At 58.2% G+C, this 22,962-nt stretch carries 26 protein-coding genes and 1 tRNA gene; 3 read left to right on the top strand and 24 right to left on the bottom strand.

The window, feature by feature from the left end:
* Positions 1–56 precede the first annotated feature (56 nt).
* Positions 57–2,819, bottom strand: coding sequence for a preprotein translocase subunit SecA (gene secA / locus IWX87_RS08245; RefSeq protein ID WP_196863050.1), 2,763 nt, complete (start codon positions 2,817–2,819; stop codon positions 57–59).
* A 302-nt stretch (positions 2,820–3,121) separates the two neighbouring features.
* Between secA and IWX87_RS08240 the strand changes: the two genes are divergently transcribed.
* Positions 3,122–3,436: a hypothetical protein gene (locus IWX87_RS08240; RefSeq protein ID WP_196863049.1), complete on the top strand. Its 315-nt coding sequence runs from the start codon at positions 3,122–3,124 to the stop codon at positions 3,434–3,436.
* A gap of 112 nt (positions 3,437–3,548) precedes the next feature.
* On the opposite strand, the gene IWX87_RS08235 is transcribed toward IWX87_RS08240, so the two are convergent.
* The 6 genes from IWX87_RS08235 to petA form a co-directional block, all read right to left on the bottom strand.
* A tRNA-Thr gene (locus tag IWX87_RS08235) sits at positions 3,549–3,624 on the bottom strand.
* Positions 3,625–3,636: 12 nt separating this feature from the next.
* Positions 3,637–4,188, bottom strand: a complete 552-nt coding sequence (locus IWX87_RS08230) for a ClpXP protease specificity-enhancing factor (protein WP_196863116.1) — start codon at positions 4,186–4,188, stop codon at positions 3,637–3,639.
* 42 nt (positions 4,189–4,230) lie between these two features.
* Entirely contained in the window at positions 4,231–4,842 is a 612-nt protein-coding gene (locus tag IWX87_RS08225; RefSeq protein WP_036806026.1) for a glutathione S-transferase N-terminal domain-containing protein, read from the bottom strand.
* Between the two features lie 118 nt (positions 4,843–4,960).
* Positions 4,961–5,716 (bottom strand): cytochrome c1, encoded by a 756-nt coding sequence (locus tag IWX87_RS08220; RefSeq protein WP_196863048.1) that lies wholly within the window; start codon positions 5,714–5,716, stop codon positions 4,961–4,963.
* Between the two features lie 18 nt (positions 5,717–5,734).
* A complete protein-coding gene (locus tag IWX87_RS08215) occupies positions 5,735–7,144 on the bottom strand; it encodes a cytochrome bc complex cytochrome b subunit (protein WP_196863047.1) in 1,410 nt (469 codons plus the stop codon).
* A gap of 107 nt (positions 7,145–7,251) precedes the next feature.
* The gene (gene petA, locus IWX87_RS08210) at positions 7,252–7,878 is read right to left on the bottom strand and encodes a ubiquinol-cytochrome c reductase iron-sulfur subunit (protein ID WP_196863046.1); all 627 of its coding nucleotides are present in this window, start codon (positions 7,876–7,878) and stop codon (positions 7,252–7,254) included.
* Between the two features lie 261 nt (positions 7,879–8,139).
* On the opposite strand from petA, the gene mscL reads away from it, so the two are divergent.
* Positions 8,140–8,559 (top strand): large conductance mechanosensitive channel protein MscL, encoded by a 420-nt coding sequence (gene mscL / locus IWX87_RS08205; RefSeq protein WP_196863045.1) that lies wholly within the window; start codon positions 8,140–8,142, stop codon positions 8,557–8,559.
* On the opposite strand, the gene pdxA is transcribed toward mscL, so the two are convergent.
* Together pdxA and IWX87_RS08195 are read right to left on the bottom strand one after the other, a co-directional pair.
* Positions 8,550–9,683 carry a 4-hydroxythreonine-4-phosphate dehydrogenase PdxA gene (pdxA, locus tag IWX87_RS08200; protein ID WP_196863044.1) on the bottom strand — a complete coding sequence of 378 codons (1,134 nt, stop codon included), beginning with the start codon at positions 9,681–9,683 and terminating at the stop codon, positions 8,550–8,552. The two genes, mscL and pdxA, sit on opposite strands and share 10 nt — an antisense overlap.
* Positions 9,680–10,444 carry a Nif3-like dinuclear metal center hexameric protein gene (locus tag IWX87_RS08195; RefSeq protein WP_196863043.1) on the bottom strand — a complete coding sequence of 255 codons (765 nt, stop codon included), beginning with the start codon at positions 10,442–10,444 and terminating at the stop codon, positions 9,680–9,682. The genes pdxA and IWX87_RS08195 overlap by 4 nt, the downstream gene beginning before the upstream one ends.
* Positions 10,445–10,635: 191 nt before the next feature.
* On the opposite strand from IWX87_RS08195, the gene IWX87_RS08190 reads away from it, so the two are divergent.
* Positions 10,636–11,802, top strand: coding sequence for a S1C family serine protease (locus IWX87_RS08190; protein ID WP_196863042.1), 1,167 nt, complete (start codon positions 10,636–10,638; stop codon positions 11,800–11,802).
* Between the two features lie 138 nt (positions 11,803–11,940).
* Here the strand turns inward: IWX87_RS08190 and tatC are convergent, their stop codons facing one another.
* The 15 genes from tatC to murA all read right to left on the bottom strand — a co-directional run bounded on the left by tatC (position 11,941) and on the right by murA (position 22,959).
* Positions 11,941–12,744 carry a twin-arginine translocase subunit TatC gene (gene tatC, locus IWX87_RS08185; protein ID WP_196863041.1) on the bottom strand — a complete coding sequence of 268 codons (804 nt, stop codon included), beginning with the start codon at positions 12,742–12,744 and terminating at the stop codon, positions 11,941–11,943.
* A gap of 64 nt (positions 12,745–12,808) precedes the next feature.
* Entirely contained in the window at positions 12,809–13,276 is a 468-nt protein-coding gene (gene tatB / locus IWX87_RS08180) for a Sec-independent protein translocase protein TatB (RefSeq protein WP_196863040.1), read from the bottom strand.
* A 55-nt stretch (positions 13,277–13,331) separates the two neighbouring features.
* Positions 13,332–13,586 carry a Sec-independent protein translocase subunit TatA gene (tatA, locus tag IWX87_RS08175; RefSeq protein ID WP_196863039.1) on the bottom strand — a complete coding sequence of 85 codons (255 nt, stop codon included), beginning with the start codon at positions 13,584–13,586 and terminating at the stop codon, positions 13,332–13,334.
* Positions 13,587–13,741: 155 nt separating this feature from the next.
* Entirely contained in the window at positions 13,742–14,101 is a 360-nt protein-coding gene (locus IWX87_RS08170) for a histidine triad nucleotide-binding protein (RefSeq protein WP_196863038.1), read from the bottom strand.
* Complete coding sequence (locus IWX87_RS08165) at positions 14,098–14,478, bottom strand: hypothetical protein (protein WP_196863037.1); 381 nt, start codon at positions 14,476–14,478, stop codon at positions 14,098–14,100. Before IWX87_RS08165 ends, IWX87_RS08170 begins: the two co-directional genes overlap by 4 nt.
* Positions 14,479–14,493: 15 nt before the next feature.
* The gene (locus IWX87_RS08160) at positions 14,494–14,883 is read right to left on the bottom strand and encodes a phosphoribosyl-ATP diphosphatase (protein ID WP_196863036.1); all 390 of its coding nucleotides are present in this window, start codon (positions 14,881–14,883) and stop codon (positions 14,494–14,496) included.
* A 6-nt stretch (positions 14,884–14,889) separates the two neighbouring features.
* On the bottom strand, positions 14,890–15,279 hold the full coding sequence (hisI, locus tag IWX87_RS08155) for a phosphoribosyl-AMP cyclohydrolase (RefSeq protein WP_196863035.1): 390 nt from the start codon (positions 15,277–15,279) through the stop codon (positions 14,890–14,892).
* Between the two features lie 133 nt (positions 15,280–15,412).
* A complete protein-coding gene (hisF, locus tag IWX87_RS08150) occupies positions 15,413–16,192 on the bottom strand; it encodes an imidazole glycerol phosphate synthase subunit HisF (RefSeq protein WP_196863034.1) in 780 nt (259 codons plus the stop codon).
* 161 nt (positions 16,193–16,353) lie between these two features.
* The gene (gene hisA / locus IWX87_RS08145) at positions 16,354–17,094 is read right to left on the bottom strand and encodes a 1-(5-phosphoribosyl)-5-[(5-phosphoribosylamino)methylideneamino]imidazole-4-carboxamide isomerase (protein ID WP_196863033.1); all 741 of its coding nucleotides are present in this window, start codon (positions 17,092–17,094) and stop codon (positions 16,354–16,356) included.
* An 82-nt stretch (positions 17,095–17,176) separates the two neighbouring features.
* Entirely contained in the window at positions 17,177–17,860 is a 684-nt protein-coding gene (gene hisH / locus IWX87_RS08140; protein WP_196863032.1) for an imidazole glycerol phosphate synthase subunit HisH, read from the bottom strand.
* 101 nt (positions 17,861–17,961) lie between these two features.
* Positions 17,962–18,582, bottom strand: a complete 621-nt coding sequence (hisB, locus tag IWX87_RS08135) for an imidazoleglycerol-phosphate dehydratase HisB (protein WP_196863031.1) — start codon at positions 18,580–18,582, stop codon at positions 17,962–17,964.
* Positions 18,579–19,676 carry a histidinol-phosphate transaminase gene (gene hisC, locus IWX87_RS08130; protein WP_196863030.1) on the bottom strand — a complete coding sequence of 366 codons (1,098 nt, stop codon included), beginning with the start codon at positions 19,674–19,676 and terminating at the stop codon, positions 18,579–18,581. Before hisC ends, hisB begins: the two co-directional genes overlap by 4 nt.
* Positions 19,673–21,019, bottom strand: a complete 1,347-nt coding sequence (hisD, locus tag IWX87_RS08125; protein ID WP_196863029.1) for a histidinol dehydrogenase — start codon at positions 21,017–21,019, stop codon at positions 19,673–19,675. Before hisD ends, hisC begins: the two co-directional genes overlap by 4 nt.
* A gap of 30 nt (positions 21,020–21,049) precedes the next feature.
* Positions 21,050–21,688 carry an ATP phosphoribosyltransferase gene (gene hisG / locus IWX87_RS08120; protein ID WP_196863028.1) on the bottom strand — a complete coding sequence of 213 codons (639 nt, stop codon included), beginning with the start codon at positions 21,686–21,688 and terminating at the stop codon, positions 21,050–21,052.
* The gene (gene murA, locus IWX87_RS08115) at positions 21,685–22,959 is read right to left on the bottom strand and encodes a UDP-N-acetylglucosamine 1-carboxyvinyltransferase (RefSeq protein WP_196863027.1); all 1,275 of its coding nucleotides are present in this window, start codon (positions 22,957–22,959) and stop codon (positions 21,685–21,687) included. Before murA ends, hisG begins: the two co-directional genes overlap by 4 nt.
* Between the last annotated feature and the right edge of the window lie 3 nt (positions 22,960–22,962).

The raw sequence follows: 22,962 nt of genomic DNA, 5'->3' as shown, positions 1-22,962 counted from the left end.
GTAAAACAGGGTTGGGACGCCGCGAGCGCCCCTAAAAGATCAGGCTGCTGGGCGAATCAGGTCAGCTTGCCATGACAAAGCTTGTACTTTTTTCCAGAACCGCACGGGCATGGATCGTTGCGGCCCACACGCGGCATGGACGAAGCAGGAATGGCCTGCTGCCGGCGCGTCGCCTCGTCAACCCTGGTTTGCGTTTCGCCCGTTTCAGTCGGCTCGGTGTAGGTCACATTGATGATGTTCCCACCCCGGCTTTCAAGCGCTTCAGCCGCTTGCTCAAGTTGCTCATTGGACTGGACCTGGACGGTCATCAAGGTCTTGGTGACCTCGTTCTTCACGCTGTCCAGAAGTTGCCCGAACAACTCAAAGGCCTCGCGCTTGTATTCCTGCTTGGGCTGCTTCTGGGCATAGCCACGCAGGTGAATGCCCTGGCGCAGATAGTCCAGCGCGCTCAGGTGCTCACGCCAGTGGCTGTCGATGCTTTGCAGCAGCACGACACGTTCGAACTGCGTGAAGTTTTCCGCGCCAACTTTTTCCAGCTTGTCGGCAAAGGCGGCTTCGGCAGCGGCGTTGACCTTCTCCAGCACCTCCTCGTCGGTGATGGCTGTGGCGGCCTCGATTTCCTTGCGCAGATCCAGCTCGACATGCCAATCTTCGCGCAGCGTTTTTTCCAGCCCTGCCACGTCCCATTGCTCTTCGACGCTTTCCACCGGCACGTACTGCCGCGCCAGGTCGGTGAAGCAGCCTTCGCGCAGCGACGCGATTTGCGGCTGCAGGTCGCTGGCGTCCATGATGTCGTTGCGCTGCTGGTAGATCACCTTGCGCTGGTCGTTGGACACGTCGTCGTATTCAAGCAACTGCTTGCGAATATCGAAATTGCGCGCCTCGACCTTGCGCTGCGCCGACTCGATGCTGCGCGTGACGATGCCTGCTTCAATCGCTTCGCCATCGGGCATTTTCAGCCGCTCCATGATGGACTTGACACGGTCGCCAGCGAAAATACGCATCAGCGGATCATCCAGCCCGAGGTAAAAGCGCGAGGAACCGGGGTCACCCTGACGGCCTGAACGGCCGCGCAGCTGGTTGTCAATGCGGCGCGACTCATGCCGCTCGGTGGCAATGATGCGCAAACCGCCCAGCGCTGTCACTTGTTCATGCTCCTGCTTCCACTGGGCGCGCAAGCGGGCAATTTCAGCTTCTTTGGCGGCAGCGTCAAGTGATTCGTCAGCTTCCACCGGTTCCATCATTTTTTCAAGGTTGCCACCCAGCACGATATCGGTGCCGCGCCCTGCCATGTTGGTGGCAATGGTGATCATCTTTGGACGTCCGGCTTGCGCCACGATGTCAGCCTCGCGCGCATGCTGCTTGGCGTTGAGGACCTGGTGCGGCAGGTTTTCCTTGGACAGCAGCTGGTCAATAATTTCGGAATTTTCGATGGAACTTGTTCCCACCAGCACTGGCTGGCCGCGCTCATAGCATTCGCGAATATCCTTGATCGCCGCTTCGTATTTCTCGCGCGTGGTCTTGTAAACGCGGTCGAGTTGATCTTCACGCTTGCTCACGCGGTTGGGCGGAATCACCGTGGTTTCAAGACCGTAGATCTCCTGAAATTCGTAGGCTTCGGTGTCGGCTGTTCCGGTCATGCCGGCCAGGGTCTTGTACAGACGGAAATAGTTCTGGAAGGTGATCGAAGCCAGCGTCTGGTTTTCAGCCTGGATTTGAACCCCTTCCTTGGCTTCAACCGCCTGGTGCAGGCCATCGCTCCAGCGACGACCCGACATCAGGCGACCCGTGAACTCGTCCACGATCACGACTTCGCCCTCTTGCACCACATAGTGCTGATCGCGGTGGTACAGCAGGTTGCCGCGCAGGGCGGCATACAAATGGTGCATCAACGAAATATTGGCCGGATCGTAAAGCGTGGCGCCTTCGGGAATCAAACCCAGGTCAAACAGGATTTGTTCGGCACTTTCGTGGCCCTGTTCGGTCAGGAACACCTGGTGGGTCTTTTCATCGATCGTGTAGTCGCCAGGTTTTGTAACGCCCTCGCCGGTTCGCGGATCGGCCTCGCCTTCCTGGCGCGTCAGCAAGGGAACGACCTTGTTGATCGCCAGGTACATCTCGGTGTGGTCTTCGGCCTGGCCGCTGATGATGAGCGGGGTACGCGCCTCGTCAATCAAGATGGAGTCCACCTCATCAACGATCGCAAAGTTCAGGCCGCGCTGGACGCGGTCGCCGACTTCGTACACCATGTTGTCGCGCAGGTAATCAAAGCCGAACTCGTTGTTGGTGCCGTAGGTGATGTCGGAGTTGTAGGCTTCCTGCTTTTCCTGGCGCGACATGTTGGGCAAATTGATGCCGACACTCATGCCGAGAAAGTTGTACAGCTTGCCCATCCAGCGGGCATCCCGGCTGGCCAGGTAGTCGTTGACCGTGACCACATGCACGCCCTTGCCCGTCAGGGCATTGAGGTAGACCGGTAGCGTGGCGGTCAGGGTCTTGCCTTCGCCGGTACGCATTTCCGAAATCTTGCCGTTGTGCAGCGACATCCCGCCCAGCATCTGGACATCGAAATGGCGCATCTTCATAACGCGCTTGCTGCCTTCGCGCACCACAGCAAAAGCCTCGGGCAACAAAGCGTCCAGAGCTTCCCCGGCAGCTACCCGGTCCTTGAACTCCTGCGTCTTGGCGCGTAACTGGTCGTCATCAAGCTTTTCATACTGCGTTTCAAGCGTATTGATCTGGTCCACAGTTTTGCGGTATGTCTTGAGCAGCCGGTCGTTGCGGCTGCCGAAAATTTTTGTCAGGATATTGGAAGCCATAAATGCGAAGCCGCGAATGACTGCTCCCCTGAGCTTGCAATGCGGCCAAAATCCCTTATTGAGTACGGAACCTAGCTGTGGGCACAAACGGTTAGTTCAACCATGCGCAAACCGCAGATTTTAGCGCTGACAGGCAAACAGCTCTTCATGTACACCCAAGAAATGCGGTTTCCGGATCGGCAAACGGGAAATTGTGCGAAGCCTGAGCGTTTGTGACTATTTAAAACGATGGCGTAGAAAAAACCAGAGACAGACATCCATGATAATTACGCCGCCATGTTGACTTCCATCAAAAACTGAAAATGCACAGACGTTTGCAATCCGCAGTGAGTTTGCATCAGGCAGCCGGCAATTCGCCATCTCTCGCGCGGCTTGCCGACTTGGTTCGTGAGTCGAATCAACGATTGAAAGCGATTGAAACGCTGATTCCGGCGACTCTGAGGCCGTCCGTCAAGGCCGGGCCAATTGATGCCGAAAACTGGTGTCTTCTGGTAAACGGCAATGCAGCTTCTGCAAAAGTCCGACAACTGGTTCCACTCATCCAGTCGAGCCTTTTGCGCCAAGGCTGGAAGGCCAAGTCAATACGGCTCAAAATTTTGATCGCAAAAAACCGGTGATGGTTTGTGCTGAAAAGAGATTTGAAAAGTGGGTTTTGCTGTGCTATTTAATAAATAGCAAGAAATACTTTGTGGTGTTCGCAAACACTGCATTTACGCATGAACCATTGAATGGTGCCGCTTGTCGGAATCGAACTGACGACCTACCGCTTACAAGGCGGTTGCTCTACCAACTGAGCTAAAGCGGCACAAATAGTATTCTACTTCACGCGCTTGAGTGAAGGACGTGGGCGTGCTGGCGGTTTGGGCGGCTCAGGCGCATCCGTATTTTTTGGCTTGCCTTTGCCACCCGTATTTTTACTTGGTATGTTTTCCACAAGTTGCATGATTTTGTTGTCCGGCATTTCCGATGAAGGATTGTCAGTTTGCAAGACCTCTAAAACCGGCGCGGCAGGCTTTGATCCATCAGAATCGGTTGCTCCCGGAGAAATTGTTTCGAGAGGAAAAGCCATCCCTTGCCCATTTTCACGAGCATAGATGGCAATCACATGGCTAATAGGTACCAGAATTTCACGCGCAGCACCTCCGAAACGCGCCTTGAATTCAATGAACTCATTTCCCAAGCTCAGCGAACTGGTGGCGTCAAAACCGATGTTCAGCACGATCTCATTATCTTTTACGTACTCACGCGGTACTTGCACGGTGTTGTCTACCGATACAGCCACATAAGGCGTAAAGCCGTTGTCGGTACACCATTCGTACAAGGCACGAATCAGGTAGGGACGGGTTGATGTGGCGTTAGGAGCATTCATGAATTCGGCCAAGTGCTGATTCCTTTAAATTCGATGCGGTAGTTACTTGCGCATTACCTTTTCGGAAGGCGTCAGTGCCTCAATGTAGGCAGGTCGTGAAAAAATGCGTTCCGCATACTTGAGCAGGGGGGCAGCATTTTTTGACAGGTCGATACCGTAGTAGTCAAGGCGCCAGAGCAGCGGTGCAATCGCCACGTCAAGCATCGAGAAATTGTCCCCAAGCATGAACTTGTTCTTCAGAAAAATCGGTGCAAGTTGTGTCAGGCGGTCACGAATATGGGCACGTGATTTTTCAAGCGCTTTTTCGTTTCCCTTGGAAGCACGTGATTCAAGAGCGCTGACATGAACAAACAGTTCTTTTTCAAAATTCAGCAGAAACAGTCGAACCCGTGCGCGATCAACCGGATCGCCAGGCATCAGCTGCGGATGGGGAAAGCGCTCATCAATATATTCATTGATGATGTTCGACTCATACAGAATCAGGTCGCGCTCGACCAGAATGGGAACCTGGCCGTAGGGATTCATCACATTGATGTCTTCAGGCTTGTTGTACAGGTCAACGTCACGAATTTCAAAATCCATGCCCTTTTCAAACAACACAAAACGGCAACGATGTGAAAAAGGGCAGGTTGTACCTGAATAAAGGACCATCATGATTCGGAACTCCTAAAAGCAAAAGAGTGGAAGGCTAAGATTCAAACCTTAGAACCGTCCACTCCGAAGGTGCCAATATCCGCCAGGGCAAGCCCTGAACGCATTGATCAGCACAAAACTATTTGACGTCTTTCCAGAACGCCGCGTTGAGGCGCCATGCCACAAAGCTCAGACCAAGCAGAAACAGCAGCACCCACACACCAATACGAACACGGGTATTTTGAATAGGTTCTGCCATCCACTGAAGATAACCGACCAGATCGCCCATGGCCTGGTCATATTGCAGAGAGGTCATGGAGCCCGGCGTGACCTGTTCCCAACCTTTGAAAACAGCAACCTTGTGGCCGTGTTCTTCCTTCTCGTCATACAAGGGCTTGCGTATGCCCTGCAGCTCCCACAGAACGTGCGGCATGGCTACGTTCGGATAAGCCAGATTGTTCCAGCCCGTTGCCTTGGTTTCATCACGGTAGAAAGTACGCATGTACGTGTACAGGTAGTCCGCGCCTGAACCGCCTGCGCCGGCTCGTGAGCGGGCAATCAGGGTCAAGTCGGGTGGTGTACCACCAAACCAGTCCTTGGCTTGTTTGGGATCAATCGCCACCTTCATGGTCTCACCGACTTTTTCAGTCGTGAACAACAAGTTGTCCTTGATCTGCTGGTCGGTCAGGCCGATGTCTTTCAAGCGATTAAAGCGCATGAAGGCGGCTGAATGACAATTCAGGCAGTAGTTGACAAAAAGCTTCGCGCCGTTTTGCAAGGCAGCCATGTCATTTGTCTTGTTGGGCGCCTTGTCCCAGGCCATGCCACCTTCGGAAGCCTGCGCACCAGTCAGTAGACCCAGTGAAGCAATGAGGGCAAAAATTATTTTTTTCATAATCAAAATTTCCTGCTCTCAGTGGGCCGCGAAAGTAACACGGTCAGGAACACGTTTGAAAGTTCCCAGGCGACTCCACCAAGGCATCAACAGAAAGAAACCGAAGTAGAAAAGGGTTCCGATCTGCGAAACGCGTTCGCCAATAGCGGAAGGTGGCTGCACCCCCAGATAACCCAGGATAAAGAAGTTGAGAACAAAAACACCATAGAGGTATTTGTTCCAGGTTGGACGGTAGCGGATAGATTTGACTTCACTGTTGTCCAGCCATGGCAGGAAAAACAGGATGATGACGGCGCCACCCATGACCACGACACCCCAGAATTTGGCATCAATCAACAGCATTGCACCGACCAGAGCCACGGCAGCACCCACGATGACGGCCTTGAACAAGCCAGCGATCCGGGCCTTCAGCACACCCAGAACGGCACCCAGAAGTACGCAGGCAATCAAGGCATACATCATCTCGCTCGTGATGGCACGCAGCATCGAGTAGTAAGGCGTGAAATACCAGACCGGCGCGATGTGCAGTGGCGTTTTCAGCGGATCGGCGGGAATGAAGTTGTTGTACTCCAGGAAATAACCACCAAACTCGGGGGCAAAGAAAATAATCGCGCTGAAAATCATCAGGAAAAGACTGACGGCGAAAATATCATGCACCGTGTAGTACGGATGAAAGGGAATGGCATCCAGCGGATGACCGCTGCTATCGCGTGGCGCGTTAGGACCCTTGACCTCGACACCGTCCGGATTGTTGGAGCCAACTTCATGCAGCGCAATGATGTGCGCCACGACCAGGCCCAGCAACACCAGCGGCACGGCGATCACATGGAAAGCAAAAAAGCGGTTCAGCGTTGCATCGCCCACCACATAGTCACCGCGAATCAGCAGGGCCAGGTCAGGACCGATGAACGGAATGGCGGCAAACAGGTTCACGATGACTTGGGCGCCCCAATAGCTCATCTGGCCCCAGGGCAGCAGGTAGCCCATGAAGGCCTCGGCCATCAGCGCAAGGAAAATCGCGCAGCCGAACACCCAGATCAGTTCACGCGGCTTGCGGTAGCTGCCGTAGATCAGGCCACGGAACATGTGCAGATAAACCACAACGAAAAATGCCGATGCACCGGTGGAATGCATGTAGCGGATCAGCCAGCCCCAAGGCACATCGCGCATGATGTATTCGACTGAACCAAAAGCCAGTGATGCTTCGGGCTTGTAGTTCATCGTCAGGAAAATACCCGTGACGATCTGGATCACCAGCACCAGCAAGGCCAGTGCACCGAAGACGTACCAGAAATTGAAATTCTTCGGTGCGTAATATTCGCTCATATGCTCTTTGAAGAGCTTGCTGGCGGGAAAACGATTGTCTACCCACGTCATCGCCTTGTCGGCGAGCGGGGCATCTGGGGAAATTTCTTTGAATACAGCCATGACTGATCCTGGTTCGGTGAGTTTCTTTGGCCTTGAATTGATACAGTGCGCAAAGGCAGGGTTTCAAGCGCAGGTGACAGGGTCTTTTATAAAAGGTTGGAGGGCCTTCAAGCCTTCTTGTCCTCACCAATCAATAATTTTGCATCCGACAGGTACATGTGGGGAGGCACTTCGAGGTTGTCAGGTGAAGGCTTGTTTTTGTAAACGCGGCCGGCCAGGTCGAACGTCGATCCATGGCAAGGGCACAGGAAGCCGCCATGCCAGTCGTCGGGCAGCGATGGCTGCGGACCGGCCTGCAACTTGTCGGAGGGTGAACAGCCTAGATGCGGGCAAATACCCACCACCACCAAAGTGTCTGCCTTGATGGAACGAGTTTCGTTGCGCGCGTATGCGGGCGTCCACTCGGGCAGTTTTCGTTCAGAGTTAGGGTCTGCAAGCATGCTGTCAACCTGGGACAGGGTTGCCAGTTGCTCAGGCGTGCGCTTGAGAATCCAGACCGGTTTTCCGCGCCACTCCACGGTCATTTTTTCACCCGGCTTCAAGGCAGAAATATCGACCTCGACAGCAGCACCTGTAGCCTTGGCGCGCTCGGACGGCTGAAAAGTGCTGACAAACGGTACGGCCACAGCAGCAACGCCCGCTCCACCTACGGCACAGGTGGCAACGATCCAGTTTCTTTTATCTTTATCAACAGGTGCGCCGTGTGGCGCGCCTATTACGCTTGCTTGGGTCATGAAAGTCCTTCAAGAACTGGCTTGAAAAAGGAATAGTGGGGGATCAACCCGTGATTGTAGCGGAGCAGGAAGTGATGCTTTAAGGCTTCACAACGGTTTCCGGCGATCCTGGCCTGCCCGTTTGCGATTGAAGGGCTGGCATGGTTTGCTGCAAACAATGCTTCAAAGCAACTTGGAAATTCACCCCGAAGCTGCATAATTATTTGTCGTCAGCTGTGCTGAGATGCACGTACAACAACCCGAAGGAACTGGAGTGAAACTATGGGAATGATGCAGGAATTCAAGGAATTTGCCGTCAAGGGCAATGTAATGGACCTGGCCGTCGGTGTGATTATCGGGGGGGCGTTTGGAAAAATCGTCGATTCCATCGTTGGCGATCTGATCATGCCATTGGTCAGCAAGCTTTTTGGAGGGCTTGACTTCTCGAATTACTATGTTGCGCTGGCCGGGCAGGCTGCCGGACTCTCATTGGTCGAAGCAAAGAAGGCCGGGGCCGTCTTTGCTTACGGCAACTTCATCACGGTGGCGCTGAACTTCATCATCCTGGCTTTCATCATCTTCATGATGATCAAGCAGATGAACCGCCTCAGGAAGCCCCGTCCGCTCGCCGCTCCGCCAGCAACGGCGGAAGACATCGTGCTGTTGCGTGAAATCCGCGACAGCTTGAAACGTCAAGCATGATTCCCGCCATGTTGGCGCACCGACAAGCGCAGCGCTGACTCCGCTTCCAGCACGCGGCCTTCTATTGTTGGCCAGGCAGCTTGCTGTCTTGCCATCCGTATCGCGGCCAGCAGGCTGGATGCATCTGCCTGGCCGGTGCCGGCAATATCGAAAGCCGTGCCATGGTCCGGACTTGTGCGCACCAGCGGCAATCCCAGCGTGACGTTGACACCCTGCTCCACGCCCAGATATTTGACGGGAATCAAGCCCTGGTCGTGGTACATGGCCACCACCACATCAAACTCGCCCGACTTCAAGACGGTGTTGCGCGCGCGCATGAAAACTGTGTCCGGGGCGAAGGGACCTTGCACATTCAAACCTTCGCGCAATGCGGCAGCAATGGCAGGGCCAATGATCAATTGCTCTTCTGAACCAAACAAGCCGCCTTCACCGGCATGCGGATTCAGGCCCGCCACGGCGATGCGTGGCGGGTGCCCCAGAGCCGCCTTGAGTGCTTGGTGCGCAATGCGCAGTGTCTGCAGCACGTTGTCAAAGGTCACGGCGTCGATCGAATTTTTGAGCGACATGTGGATGCTCACCAGAACCGTCCGGAGTTCCTCATTGGCCAGCATCATGCGCACCGGGACTTCACTCACCGGTTTGCCCAAAAACGCCGCAGCTTCGGCCTGTAGCATTTCGGTATGGCCCGGGAAACGGGCCGCCCAGCCGCCGGCGGCAGACAGAGCCTCCTTGTGGATTGGCGCTGTGATCATGGCGGCAGCCTCGCCCGCCAGCACGGTGCGGGCGGCCCAGACGATGCAATCCGCAGCGGCTTTGCCAGCCAGGCCGCTGATCTCTCCGTAGGAAACCAATTCAGGCAGCGCGCATTTTTGCAACACGCCAATGCAGTTCGGCGGCACGGCAGGCAGGTCAGACAGCGAATCCAGTTCGGCTACCGGCATTGCCGGACTTCCACATGCGATGGCCACAAGGGCGCAAGCGCGGCGCAGCGTCGGCACGTCACCGACCACCACGCAGCCCGTCATATCCCGTGGTGAGTGAGCAAAGGCCCTGGCGATGATTTCCGGGCCAATGCCAGCGGCGTCGCCCATCGTGATGAGGAAAGGTCGGGTTTGGGTGGTCATGCAGGGTTGTCGATCTCAATGAACTGGTGATGCAAGCCGAATTGCGCTGCGACATGCGAGGCAAGTGCCGGTGCGCCGTAACGCTCCGAGGCATGGTGGCCACAGGCAATGAACGTCACGCCCGTCTCGCGCGCAAGATGCGCCTGCGGTTCGGAAATCTCGCCGGTGATGAAGGCGTCGGCCCCGGCGGCAATCGCTGGCTCGAAATAGCCTTGCGCCCCGCCGCTGCACCAAGCTATTTTTTTAATAGCTGCATGCCCAACTCCCACCAGGGTAACAGGCCTTTTCAACGTATTTTTAACATGCAACGCCAGATCGCTGGCCGTGGCAAAACTGCCACCGTCGCTTCGTCCGCCTAGAAATCCCAGGTCTTGTTCGCCAAAGCAATTGCTGGCCGTCAAGCCCAGCCGCAGGCCCAGCTGCGCATTGTTGCCCAGTTGGGGGTGCGCATCCAGCGGCAAGTGGTAGGCAAACAAGCTGATGTCATGTGCCAGCAGCAGCGCGAGCCGCTGCTTCTTCCAGCCTGTAACGCGGCCGTCCTGACCACGCCAGAACAGGCCATGGTGCACAAATATGGCGTCGGCCTGCGCGTCGATGGCCGCTTCGATCAGCGCCCGGCTGGCCGTGACGCCGGAAATCACCCGGCGCACCTGGGTTTTCCCTTCCACCTGCAAGCCGTTGGGGCCGTAGTCCTTGAAACGTTCGGGCTGCAGCAGTTTGTCAAACGCCGCCAGCAACTCCTGTCTTGTCGTGGTGTTCATGACAGGATTGTCTCAGGCAGGACCATTTTGCCGCTTGTTCTGGATTTTTTTCCATGTTCAGGGCTTTGCATTGGCTTGCGTCCTACGCGGTGACATCCGGCATAAAGCACAATACGTGCTTGGCATCCTGCAGGCCGACTGCACCGACCACACCTGATTTTTTTTCATACCAGCCCACTCTTTTTTGTCCCATGAAGCGCACCTGGCTCCTGTTTTCCCAGACCGTCACTATTTTGGTGGCGGCTTATTTCGTCGTTGCGACGCTCCAACCACAATGGCTGAACAAACGCGCCACGATTGGCGGTGTTTCACTGATCGAAGCCCCCGCCAACAGCCAGCCACGCTCCACAACTTCGACTGGCTCCGTCAGTAACTTTGCGCAGGCAGCAAAAATAGCCTCGGCAGCCGTGGTCAGCATCAACACCAGCAAGGCCGCTGTCAAAAATCCGCAAATGAACGACCCCTGGTTCCGGTTTTTCTTTGGCGACCAGAACTCGGGTGAAGCGCAGGCAGGTTTGGGCAGCGGCGTGATCATGAGCAGCAGTGGCTACATCCTGACCAACAACCATGTGGTCGAAGGCGCTGATGAAATCGAGGTCGTTCTCAACGACACCCGCAAGACCCGCGCGAAAGTGATCGGCACCGATCCCGACACCGACCTGGCCATCCTCAAGATTGAGCTGGACAAGCTGCCGGTGATTGTCCTGGGCAACTCGGACGAGCTTCAGGTGGGCGAGCCAGTGCTGGCTATCGGCAATCCGTTTGGCGTGGGCCAGACCGTGACCGGCGGCATCGTCAGTGCCCTGGGCCGTAACCAGTTGGGCATCAACACCTTTGAAAATTTTATCCAGACCGATGCAGCCATCAATCCCGGCAATTCTGGCGGTGCGCTGGTCGATGTCAACGGCAACCTTCTGGGCATCAATACAGCCATCTATTCACGCTCGGGCGGCTCCATGGGCATTGGTTTTGCCATTCCGGTGTCTACCGCCAAGCAGGTGCTCGAAGGCATCGTCACTGAAGGCCAGGTGACCCGGGGATGGATTGGCGTAGAGCCGCAGGAACTCAATGCCGAACTGATCGACGCCTTCAGGCTCAAGCCGGAAGCGGCCAAGGCCGGCGGCGTGATCATCACGGGTGTGTTGCAAAACGGACCTGCTGCACAAGGTGGAATCCGTCCTGGCGATGTGATCATGGCTGTCGATGGCCATCCCGTGCGCAATGTCAGTCAGTTATTGACAGCAGTTGCTGCGCTCAAGCCGGGCACGCCTGCACCGCTGAAAGTGCTGCGCGGCGACGGACCTGTGGATATTTCGGTGACACCGGCCCAGCGCCAGCGCCCCAGAGTGCAGCGCTAAAGGCGCGCTGGTGATTCATTTGGCAAACGCCAGAACCTGTTCGGCTTGCATTGAATATCTGAAACTATAAAATCGATAGCAATAAACCCTTATGGGTATTGCGCAGACGATCTTATTTGTACAAGAGTCGCTGAGACTTCAGGATTTTGTAACTTCCGTGTCGGTGTCAGGCGCTTTGGTGCTTTTGAGGAACATCTGGGCGGCAAGAATGCCTACCTCGTACAACCCGCCTACCACCGCCAGCAGCATGATCATCGAGCCGGCATCGGGCGGCGTGACCAGTGCGGTGCCAATGGCAGCGGCCACCCAGAAATAACCACGGTATTCGCGCAGTTGGGCAACCGTCAGCACGCCCATGCGCACCAGCAAAATGACAGCGATCGGTACTTCAAAGGCCAGTCCGAAGGCCATGAACATGCCAAGCACGAAGTTCAGGTATTCCTCGATGTCTGGTGCCGCCGTGATCGACTTGGGCGCAAAGCTCTGGATGAACTTGAACACCTGCCCGAACACCACATAGTAGGAAAACGCCACACCGATGAAAAACAGCAACGTGCTGGAAATCACCAGGGGCATCACCAGCTTTTTTTCGTGCGAATAAAGACCGGGCGCAATAAAAGCCCACACCTGGTAAAGCACCACGGGCAGCGCAATCATGAAGGCTGCCATGAAGAGAATCTTGATCGGAACGACAAACGGCGACACCACGTTGGTGGCGATCAGGGTCGCGCCCTTGGGCAAACTGGCCACCAGCGGTGCGGCCATCAGGTCATACAAGGCACCCGGGCCGGGAAACAGCGCCAGGATGCCGGCCGCAATGCCGATGGCAATCACGGCCTTGAACATCCGGTCGCGCAACTCCATGAGATGCTGGACGAAAGGCTGCTCGGTGCCTGCGAGCTCGTCGGGTTTGTCGCCGCCGGTGGAGTGGGGATCGCTCATGAAGGAAGTTTGCGCTGTGTGGATTGCGCCGGTCTGCGCGCAAAGGAAAATTCAGGGAGATGCTTCATGCCTTGCGGCTGGGCTGCGGACGAAATCGTGCCACCCGGGCTGCACCGGACTGGGCCTTGGTGCGAATCCCGGAGCGGGCCTTGAACCATTGCGGCGTGGCGCCGCGCTTGAGCCGCCACTTCTTTTTAGGGTGCCGGTATTCGGGAAATACCTCAAAACCAGAAAAAGTGTCGGATGAAGTGGATGTTGCCGTGTCAGACCACGATTTCTCAAAGTCATTTGCACCGGTGCGGATTGAGCTTTCAACGTCGCGGGCCGCATCCTGGACGGTTTCCTTCATTTTCCGGAACTCGTCCAGATCCATGGAACGGTTCACTTCCTGCTTGACGTCGTTCACATAGCGCTGCGCCTTGCCCAGCAGCATGCCCACGGTGCGTGCCAGGCGCGGCAGCTTTTCGGGTCCGATGACGATGAGCGCAACCGCGCCGATCAGGGCGATTTTGGAGATGCCCAGATCAATCACGGCAGCTCAGCCCCGCAGGACAACGGCCACGCAAAAGGGACAGTTGTGGCATGCATCAGGGCTTTTGTCGGGCTTCGACGTCAACTGTGTTGCGCTCAGACGTGGCTTTGGCCTGGGCATGGGTCACCTGGCTGGCGGGCGCCTCCGGCTTTTCATCCTCGGGCAACTGGCTGCCATCCTTCATGCCGTCCTTGAAACCCTTGACGGCCCCGCCCAGGTCACTGCCCATGTTCCGAAGTTTTTTGGTGCCAAACACCATCACCACGATCAACAGCACGATCAACCAGTGCCATATGGAAAATCCACCCATAGTCATCTCCTAATCTAAAAACAGTCAATGGACTGCATGTTTGCGACAAAGCCTGATTCTAAAGGCCACATGTGACAGCGCTGATCACCCTGCAAGCCTGCAGGGTTGTTTAAAAATTACACCTGTCCGCGTCCTGGCCCCTTGCCCAGACGCACTCAGCCCTTGAGCCACGGCCGGGGACCACCGATCACATGCATGTGCAGATGATGCACTTCCTGACCGCCCTCTTCCCCAGTGTTGATCACGGTGCGAAAACCGCCCGCCGGGTAGGCATTGCAGCCCTGCTCCATTGCCAGTTTTGGCGCCAGCACCATCATGCGACCCAGCAATGCCGCATGCTCGGGCTCAAGCTGTGCCATCGACGGAATATGCGTTTTGGGGATCATCAGGAAATGCACCGGCGCCCAGGGGTTGATGTCGTGAAAGGCGAACACCTCGTCGTCCTCGTACACCTTGCGGCTGGGAATGGCGCCAGCGGCGATCTTGCAGAAAATACAGTTGTCAGAATGGCTCATGCGGCTTCCACGGAACGGTTGGCGTTCATACGCACCATGCCCTTGACGATTCGGTACAGGAACCAGAGCGAAATCAGCCCCCAGGCAATCCAGCCGGGCACGATGAACAGCAGCCAGAGCCACGAGGTCAGCAAATACAGCACGCCGGCCCAGACCACGGACCGGATCCGCCAGCTGAAGTGCGAAGCCTGCCAGGTGTTGGCGGCGTCGCCTCGCTTGACCAGGTCAATGACCAGCGCCACCACCAGCAGGAGGATGGACACCTGAGCACCCGGCAAGACGGCGGCCACCGCCACCACCAGGTGCAGCAAATAGCTGACCCAGCCCCAGGTTTTCAGCCCTTCGTCGGGCTCTATCGTCACAATGTCGTCGCGCATGGTTGGCTCTCTTCCTCAATCGTTGGTGGCTTCGCGGTGCTGCGCCTTGCGCAGTGCCTTTTCCTCGATACCGCTGGTGCCTTCACGGCGCTCCAGTTCGGCCAGTACATCGGCGGGACGCAGGTTATAGTGCGCCAGCGCAATCAGTGAATGGAACCACAGGTCGGCCACTTCGCCGACCAGTTTGCCTTGCAATTCGGGCGTGGCGCCGCCGCAATCGATGTCCTTGGCAGCCATCACGGTTTCGGTGGCTTCCTCGCCGATTTTCTTCAGGAAAGCATCGGGACCTTTGTGCAGCAGGCGTGCCACATAACTGGTCGATGGATCACCGCCTTGCGAGGGCTTGCGGCTTTCGATGATGGACGCCAGGCGCTCAAGGGTGTCGTTTGAATTCAGGGTGTGCATTACAGGCTATTTATAGATGCTGGCAGGGTCTTTCAAGACCGGCTCGGTCGCGACCCACTGGCCATTTTGATAAAGGCTGAAAAAGCAGCTGTGGCGGCCGGTGTGGCAAGCGATTCCCGGCTCGTGGCCTTGCTGGGTAATTCTGATCAACACCACGTCGTTGTCGCAATCCAGACGGATTTCATGCACGACCTGGAAATGCCCGGATTCTTCACCTTTGTGCCACAGCCGACCGCGCGAGCGGCTGAAATATACCGCCTGGCCCAACTTGGCGGTTTTTTCAAGCGCCTCGCGGTTCATCCAGGCGAACATCAGCACGTCGCCGCTGCCGGCTTCCTGCGCAATGACGGGCACCAGGCCCTTGTCGTCCCAACGGACTGTGTCTAACCAATTCATGAGGGTATTGTCCGCGATTGTGGCAGGCAATCCTGATACGGCCGGCGTGTCCATGCAGCGCATAACGGTACTATTAATTTCATAGCTACAAGCGCATATCCGTCAAGCGCAAACAGCCTGAAACGCTTGAAATTCAGAGCCGCACCGGAATTCCGCGACTGGCCATGTGGCGCTTGGCCTGCCCTACCGTGAATTCGCCGTAATGAAAGATGCTGGCGGCCAGCACTGCATCGGCGCCGCCCTGCTGCACGCCATCGGCCAGATGGTCAAGCGTACCGACACCACCCGAGGCGATCACCGGCACGCTGACGGCGTCGCTCACGGCGCGCGTCAGTTCGAGGTCGAAGCCCGACTTGGTGCCGTCGCGGTTCATGCTGGTCAGCAGAATTTCGCCCGCGCCGCGCTGCGCCATTTCAACGGCCCAGGCCACGGCGTCCAGCCCGGTGTTCTTGCGGCCGCCGTGGCTGTACACGTCCCAGCCCGCACCGCGCAACAGCGCGTCCTCATCGCTGCGGCGCTTGGCATCAATTGCCACGACGATGCACTGGGCGCCGTACTTGGCCGAGGCGTCGGTGATGACCTGCGGATTGGCCAGCGCGGCCGAGTTGAAACTGGTCTTGTCGGCTCCAGCGTTGAGCAGCCGGCGCACGTCCTCGACAGTGCGCACCCCGCCGCCCACCGTCAGCGGTATGAACACCTGCGAGGCCACGGCCTCGATGATATGCAGGATCAAATCGCGCCCGTCGCTGGTCGCGGTGATGTCGAGGAAGGTCAGTTCGTCAGCGCCCTGCTCGTTGTAACGGGCCGCAATCTCGACCGGATCGCCCGCATCGCGAAGTTCGAGAAAATTGACGCCCTTGACCACACGGCCGCCGGTTACATCGAGGCAAGGGATTATGCGTTTGGCCAGCATTGGGTAATTGTTTTGCTCAGTTTGTGCCACCAAGGCGCGATGGATGTGCGGGATGGCTATGCAGCAAGCAGGGGCCACGGAACCGGCTTTGCCGGGCCGTAGGCGCAGCAGCCCCCTCGGGGGGCAGCGCAGCACACGAAGTGGCAAGCGTGGGGGTCATGTCATCCGTTCAACTCGTCAGCGCGCGCTTGCGCCGCTTCAAAATCCAGGTCGCCGCTGTAGATCGAGCGGCCGCAGATCACGCCCTGCACGCCCTCGTCCTCGACGGCGCACAGCGCTTCGATGTCGGCCATGTTCGACAGGCCGCCCGAGGCAATCACCGGAATCGTCAACGCCTTCGCCAGCCTGACGGTGGCTTCCATGTTGATGCCGCTGAGCATGCCGTCGCGGCCGATGTCGGTGTAGATGATGGATTCGACGCCGTAGTCCTGAAACTTCTTGGCCAGGTCAACCACCTCGTGGCCGGTCAGCTTGCTCCAGCCGTCGGTGGCGACTTTGCCTTCCCTGGCGTCCAGGCCAACGATGATGTGGCCGCCAAACGCCGTGCACGCATCCTGCAGGAACCCGGGATTCTTCACGGCAGCGGTGCCGATGATGACGTAGCGCAGGCCGGCATCAAGGTAGCGCTCGATGGTGTCAAGGTCGCGGATTCCGCCGCCCAGTTGCACCTCGATTTCGCTGCCCACCTCGGCCAGAATGCGTTTGATCGCCGCCTCGTTCTTCGGCTTGCCCGCGAAGGCGCCGTTCAGGTCCACCAGGTGCAGGCGGCGCGCGCCCTTGTCAATCCAGTTGCGCGCCATGGCCGCCGGGTCTTCGCTGAAAATGGTGGACTGGTCCATGTCGCCTTGTTTCAGACGGACACAGTGGCCGTCCTTGAGGTCAATCGCGGGGATGAGAAGCATGTTGGGTTAAGGAAAAGCAGTTAACGAGGTTGAAGAAAAATTCTCTGTGGCTGGGGGCACATCAGAGAAAGCGCGAAGTGGTTCAGGGATTCCAGTGCAGGAAATTGCGGTACAGCGCCAGCCCTTGGTCGGCGCTTTTCTCAGGATGGAACTGGGTGGCAAAAATATTATCGCGCGCTATCGCCGCGGCAAAGCGTCCGCCGTAGCTTGCTTCGCCTGCGATGTGGCGCTTATCAGACGGACAGGCGTAAAAGCTGTGAACAAAGTAGAAATACGCAGCGTCGGGCACGCCGTTCCAGACCGGATGGGGCTTGGCGCCGTTGTCAGCATGCGCCTGATACACCTGGTTCCAGCCCATTTGCGGCACCTTGTAGCGGCTGCCGTCAGGCTGGATCTTGCCGGCCAGGTCGAACTTGACGACCTCGCCGTGGATCAGCCCCAGGCCGGGCGTGGGCGCGCCGTTCAGCCCCTCGTGGCTGTTGTCGAGCAGCATCTGCATGCCGACGCACACGCCAAACAGCGGCTTGTGGCCAGCGGCATGCAGCACGGCGCCGAGCATGCCCGAGTGTTCGAGCGCCAGCATGCAGTCGTGCATCGCGCCCTGTCCAGGCAACACGACGCGCTCGGCATCCAGCACGTCTTGCGGGTTGGACGTGACCCGCACCTCATAGCCGGTGCCCTGCACCACATGCCGGACCGCCTGCGAGACCGAACGCAGGTTGCCGGAACCGTAATCGACCACTGCCACCGTTTTCAAATTGGACATTCAGAAGGAAAAAAGTAAATTGCTACGGGTTTGATAACTGTCAGCGCAGACTTCGCCTGCGCAAAACAGTTAAACATGCACGAACGGCGACAAGGTTCGGTTTACAGCGAACCTTTGGTCGAAGGAATCACGCCAATCGAACGCGGGTCGATTTCCAGCGCCATGCGCAGAGCCCGGGCAAAGGCCTTGAACACCGTCTCAGCCTGGTGGTGGGCGTTTTCGCCTTTCAGGTTGTCGATGTGCAGCGTGACGAAAGCGTGGTTGACAAAGCCCTGGAAAAATTCATAGGCCAGCTGGCTGTCGAAAGTGCCGATCATGCCGCTCTTGAACGGCACGTTCATCACCAGCCCGGGACGGCCCGAAAAGTCGATGACCACGCGCGACAGCGCTTCGTCAAGCGGCACATAGGCATGGCCGTAACGGCGCAGGCCTTTTTTGTCGCCCACAGCTTGCGCCACGGCCTGGCCGAGCGTGATGCCGACGTCTTCGACGGTGTGGTGGCCGTCGATGTGCAGGTCGCCCACGGCATGGATGTCGAGATCAATCAGCCCGTGGCGGGCGATCTGGTCGAGCATGTGGTCAAAAAAACCGATGCCCGTTGACAGCGCAGCCTTGCCGGTGCCGTCCAGGTTGACCTTGACGGTGATTTTGGTTTCGGCGGTGTCGCGCGAGACCTCGGCGGTGCGCGGTACAGGCAAGGAATCGGTGGTGGAATTAGTCATAAGGAGTTTTCAAGCGCGGCCAGCAGTTGCGCGTTTTCTTCGGCGGTGCCGACAGTCAGGCGCAGGCAGTTGGCCAGCAAAGAATGCATTTTAGAAATATTCTTGACCAGCACCTTACGCTTTCGCAAGCCGTCGAAGGTGCGTGCCGCGTCAGGTACGCGGATCAAAATCATGTTGGCGTGGCTAGGCCAGGCCTTGACGCCCGGCAAGGCGGCAAGCGTGTCGAACAGAAAAGCGCGCTGTGCAATCAGTTCCTGCGCCTGGGCCTCAAACACATCCCGGTGTTCGAGCGCAAACAGCGCGCATTCGTAGTTCAGCACGCTGATGTTGTAGGGCGGGCGCACCTTGTCGATTTCGGCAATCAGCGCTTTTGGACCGATCATGTAGCCGAGGCGAACGCCAGCCAGGCCGAACTTGCTCAGGGTGCGCATCAGGAGCACATGGCCGTGCCGCGGCATGCGGTCTGCATAGCTCTTGCTGGCAAATGGCTGGTAGGCCTCATCCATCACCACCAGGCCGCCCTGCGCGCCGACGGCTTCGATGATTTTTTCAATCACCGCGTCGTCCCACAGGTTGGCCGTGGGGTTGTTCGGATAGGCCAGGTAGGTGATGGACGGCTTGTGTTCGGCAATGGCGGCCAGCATCGCGGCTTCGTCGAGCTCGAAGTCGGGCGTCAGATCGACGCCGATGAACTTCAGGCCCTGCAGCTGCGCGCTCATGGCGTACATCACGAAACCGGGCAACGGCGCCAGCACCGACCCGCCGGGCACGTCGCACGCCATTGCCAGCAGCGCGATCAGTTCGTCCGAACCATTGCCCAGCATGATGTCGAAGCCCTCGGGCATTTGTGCATAGTCGGCCAGCGCGCGGCGCAGGTCGTTGACACGGCCGTCCGGGTAGCGGTTCAGCGCCAGCGCACCCAGTCGTTGCCCCAGATGTGCCTGCAGGGCGGCGGGCAAGCGGTGCGGATTTTCCATGGCGTCGAGCTTGACCATGCCGGCGGAATCCTGAATCGCGTAGGCGTGCATCGACTGCACATCCTGGCGAATCAGTTTTTTCAGTTTCGGATCGAGGGTGGAATCAGGCACGGTCATGGCTTGGGTTTTCTCATATCAGGCACAGTATTCAGGCGCAATTCGGCGGCGCGGGCATGCGCCTGCAGGCCTTCGCCATAGGCGAGTTCGGCGGCAATCGGGCCGAGCACTTGCGCGCCGGCTTCACTGACCTCGATCAGGCTGGAGCGCTTCTGGAAGTCGTAAACCCCCAGCGGGCTGGAGAAGCGCGCCGTGCCGCTGGTCGGCAGCACATGGTTCGGGCCGGCGCAGTAGTCGCCCAGGCTTTCGCTGGTGTAGGCGCCCAGAAAAATCGCCCCGGCATGGCGAAGCAGCGGCTCCCAGCGGTGCGGGTCGCTGCTCGATATTTCCAGGTGCTCTGGCGCGATGCGGTTGGAAATTTCACAGGCCTCTTCCATGCTGCGGGTCAGGATCAGGGCCCCCCGGTCGGTCAGTGACTTGGCGATGATCTCGGCACGCGGCATGGTGGGCAGCAGGCGGTTGATAGCTTCCTGTACGGCATCGATATAGGCGGCGTCGGGGCACAGCAAAATGCTTTGTGCCAGTTCGTCGTGCTCGGCCTGGCTGAACAGGTCCATGGCCACCCAGTCGGCGGGCGTCGTGCCGTCGGCCAGCACCAGGATTTCAGAAGGTCCGGCAATCATGTCAATGCCAACCGTGCCAAACACGCGTTTCTTGGCGCTGGCAACATAGGCATTGCCGGGGCCGGTGATCTTGTCCACCTTGGGCACGGTTGCCGTGCCGTAGGCCAGCGCGGCCACCGCCTGCGCGCCGCCGATGGTGAAGGCGCGGGTCACGCCGGCGACGTAGGCGGCGGCCAGCACCAGCGCATTTTTTTCACCTTTGGGCGTAGGCACGACCATGATGATCTCGCCAACCCCGGCCACATGGGCGGGAATGGCGTTCATCAATACCGACGACGGATACGCTGCCTTGCCGCCCGGCACGTAGATGCCGACACGGTCCAGCGGCGTGACTTTCTGGCCCAGCAGCGTGCCGTCTTCGTCGCGGTAACTCCAGCTTTCGCCACTGGCTTTTTTCTGCGCCTCGTGATAAGTCCGGACGCGCCGGGCGGCAGCTTGCAGCGCGTCCCGCTGGGCAGCGGGAATCGCATCGAACGCCGCCTTGAGTTCAGCCTGTGTGAGTTCGAGTTCGGCCATCGCGCCGACGCTCAGGCCGTCAAAGCGTGCCGTGTATTCCAGCACCGCCGCATCTCCGCGCTGCTGTACATCGGCCAGGATGTCGGCCACCCGCTGCTCGATTTGCGCATCGGTATCAGCCGACCAATGCAGCCGGTCCTTGAATTGAGACTCAAAAGTGGCATCAGCGCACGACAGTCGGGCGGGACTAGCTACTAAATTCATAGCATTCCTGATAATGAAAACAAAAACATGTCAGGCGCAAACCGCCCGGGAAAGCGCATCAATCAGCTTGCGGATAGGCGCCTGCTTGAGCTTGAGGGCGGTCTGGTTGACCACCAGATGCGAGCTGATGTCCATGATGCGTTCAACCTCGATCAAATGGTTGGCCTTGAGCGTGTTGCCAGTGGACACCAAGTCAACGATGGCGTCGGCAAGGCCTGTGAGCGGCGCCAGTTCCATGCTGCCGTAAAGCTTGACCAAATCAACGTGAACGCCCTTGCTGGCAAAAAAGCTGCGCGAAATTTCCACGTACTTTGTCGCCACTTTCAGCCGCGAGCCCTGCTTGACAGCAGCAGCGTAGTCAAAGCCGTCGCGCACTGCCACGCTGATGCGGCATTTGGCAATCTGCAGGTCCAGCGGCTGGTACAGGCCCTGGCTGCCCGATTCGAGCAGCGTGTCCTTGCCAACGACGCCGATATCGGCACCGCCGTACTGCACATAGGTCGGCACGTCCGTGGCGCGTACCAGCACCACCCGCAGGTCTGGCTGGTTGGTGTCCAAAATCAGCTTGCGGGACTTTTCCGGGTCGTCGAGCACCGCGATGCCGGCGGTCTTGAGAAGCGGCAGGATGTCGTCAAAAATGCGGCCTTTGGAGAGGGCGAGCGTGATCATGCTTTCATCCGTTCAATGTCGGCGCCAATGCCGCGCAGTTTGGCTTCCATCTGGTCATAGCCCCGGTCGAGGTGGTAGATGCGTTCGACAACGGTCTCACCGCTGGCGACCAGACCGGCAATCACCAGACTGGCCGAGGCGCGCAGGTCGGTGGCCATGACCGTGGCGCCCGAAAATTTTTCAACGCCTTCAACGACGCAGACCTTGCCTTCGATCTGGATCTTCGCGCCCAGACGCACCATTTCATTGACGTGCATGAAACGGTTCTCAAAAATCGTCTCGGTCACCGTGCTGGTGCCCTGCGCGATGGCGTTGAGCGCCATGAACTGCGCCTGCATGTCGGTCGGGAAACCCGGGTATTCGGTGGTGCGAAACGACTGCGCCTTCATGCGGCCGCTGGCCTGGATACGGATGAAACCGTCGCCTGCCGTGATGGTCGCGCCGGCTTCGCGCAGTTTTTCAATCACCGCTTCGAGGTGGTCGGCGCGGCCATGCCTCAAGACGACATCGCCACCCGCCGCCGCCACGGCGCATAAAAAGGTGCCGGTCTCGATGCGGTCGGCCACCACCTGGTGCGTGCAGCCGTGCAGGCGCTCGACGCCCTGGATGCGGATGCGGCGCGTGCCATGGCCTTCAATGTTGGCGCCCATCTTGATCAGCATCTCGGCCAGGTCGCCGATCTCCGGCTCCTGCGCGGCGTTTTCAAGAATGGTTTCACCCTCTGCCAGCGTCGCAGCCATCAGGAAATTCTCGGTTCCGGTGACGGTGACCATGTCGGTCGTTAGGCTGGCGCCCTTCAGGCGCGTCTGACCTTTGGGCAATTTGGCCAGCATGTAGCCGTGCTCAACGGTGATCTCGGCGCCCATGGACTGCAGACCCTTGATGTGCTGGTCCACTGGCCGCGAGCCGATGGCGCAGCCGCCCGGCAGCGACACCGTGGCCTCGCCAAAGCGCGCCAGCAACGGCCCCAGCGCCAGCACCGAAGCGCGCATGGTCTTGACCAGCTCGTACGGCGCTTCGGGCGAACTCAGCGGGCCGGCATTGAGCGTGACGGTGCCCGCAACAGTGGTGCTGCGCTCTGCCTCGACGCCCATGTTTCGGATCAGCTTGAGCATGGTGGTCACGTCCTGCAAACCCGGAACGTTTTGCAGCGTGACCGTGTCAGCGGTCAGTAGCGCCGCGCAAAGTTCAGGCAATGCCGCGTTTTTGGCGCCAGAAATGTCAACCGATCCGGCCAGTGACTTGCCGCCCTTGATGCGTAGTTTGTCCATCTG

The organism is Polaromonas sp. CG_9.7 (assembly GCF_015752205.1).
Classification (GTDB): domain Bacteria; phylum Pseudomonadota; class Gammaproteobacteria; order Burkholderiales; family Burkholderiaceae_C; genus Polaromonas.
The sequence above is the reverse complement of the archived record's forward strand: the minus strand, read 5'-3'. Positions and strand labels throughout refer to the sequence as shown.

Bases quoted from the DNA above. Each gene is read 5' to 3' on its own strand.
- secA (WP_196863050.1), bottom strand. From the start codon at position 2,819: ATGGCTTCCAATATCCTGACAAAAATTTTCGGCAGCCGCAACGACCGG.
- IWX87_RS08240 (WP_196863049.1), top strand. From the start codon at position 3,122: ATGCACAGACGTTTGCAATCCGCAGTGAGTTTGCATCAGGCAGCCGGC.
- IWX87_RS08230 (WP_196863116.1), bottom strand. From the start codon at position 4,188: ATGAATGCTCCTAACGCCACATCAACCCGTCCCTACCTGATTCGTGCC.
- IWX87_RS08225 (WP_036806026.1), bottom strand. From the start codon at position 4,842: ATGATGGTCCTTTATTCAGGTACAACCTGCCCTTTTTCACATCGTTGC.
- IWX87_RS08220 (WP_196863048.1), bottom strand. From the start codon at position 5,716: ATGAAAAAAATAATTTTTGCCCTCATTGCTTCACTGGGTCTACTGACT.
- IWX87_RS08215 (WP_196863047.1), bottom strand. From the start codon at position 7,144: ATGGCTGTATTCAAAGAAATTTCCCCAGATGCCCCGCTCGCCGACAAG.
- petA (WP_196863046.1), bottom strand. From the start codon at position 7,878: ATGACCCAAGCAAGCGTAATAGGCGCGCCACACGGCGCACCTGTTGAT.
- mscL (WP_196863045.1), top strand. From the start codon at position 8,140: ATGGGAATGATGCAGGAATTCAAGGAATTTGCCGTCAAGGGCAATGTA.
- pdxA (WP_196863044.1), bottom strand. From the start codon at position 9,683: ATGACCACCCAAACCCGACCTTTCCTCATCACGATGGGCGACGCCGCT.
- IWX87_RS08195 (WP_196863043.1), bottom strand. From the start codon at position 10,444: ATGAACACCACGACAAGACAGGAGTTGCTGGCGGCGTTTGACAAACTG.
- IWX87_RS08190 (WP_196863042.1), top strand. From the start codon at position 10,636: ATGAAGCGCACCTGGCTCCTGTTTTCCCAGACCGTCACTATTTTGGTG.
- tatC (WP_196863041.1), bottom strand. From the start codon at position 12,744: ATGAGCGATCCCCACTCCACCGGCGGCGACAAACCCGACGAGCTCGCA.
- tatA (WP_196863039.1), bottom strand. From the start codon at position 13,586: ATGGGTGGATTTTCCATATGGCACTGGTTGATCGTGCTGTTGATCGTG.
- IWX87_RS08170 (WP_196863038.1), bottom strand. From the start codon at position 14,101: ATGAGCCATTCTGACAACTGTATTTTCTGCAAGATCGCCGCTGGCGCC.
- IWX87_RS08165 (WP_196863037.1), bottom strand. From the start codon at position 14,478: ATGCGCGACGACATTGTGACGATAGAGCCCGACGAAGGGCTGAAAACC.
- IWX87_RS08160 (WP_196863036.1), bottom strand. From the start codon at position 14,883: ATGCACACCCTGAATTCAAACGACACCCTTGAGCGCCTGGCGTCCATC.
- hisI (WP_196863035.1), bottom strand. From the start codon at position 15,279: ATGAATTGGTTAGACACAGTCCGTTGGGACGACAAGGGCCTGGTGCCC.
- hisF (WP_196863034.1), bottom strand. From the start codon at position 16,192: ATGCTGGCCAAACGCATAATCCCTTGCCTCGATGTAACCGGCGGCCGT.
- hisA (WP_196863033.1), bottom strand. From the start codon at position 17,094: ATGCTTCTCATCCCCGCGATTGACCTCAAGGACGGCCACTGTGTCCGT.
- hisH (WP_196863032.1), bottom strand. From the start codon at position 17,860: ATGTCCAATTTGAAAACGGTGGCAGTGGTCGATTACGGTTCCGGCAAC.
- hisB (WP_196863031.1), bottom strand. From the start codon at position 18,582: ATGACTAATTCCACCACCGATTCCTTGCCTGTACCGCGCACCGCCGAG.
- hisC (WP_196863030.1), bottom strand. From the start codon at position 19,676: ATGACCGTGCCTGATTCCACCCTCGATCCGAAACTGAAAAAACTGATT.
- hisD (WP_196863029.1), bottom strand. From the start codon at position 21,019: ATGAATTTAGTAGCTAGTCCCGCCCGACTGTCGTGCGCTGATGCCACT.
- hisG (WP_196863028.1), bottom strand. From the start codon at position 21,688: ATGATCACGCTCGCCCTCTCCAAAGGCCGCATTTTTGACGACATCCTG.
- murA (WP_196863027.1), bottom strand. From the start codon at position 22,959: ATGGACAAACTACGCATCAAGGGCGGCAAGTCACTGGCCGGATCGGTT.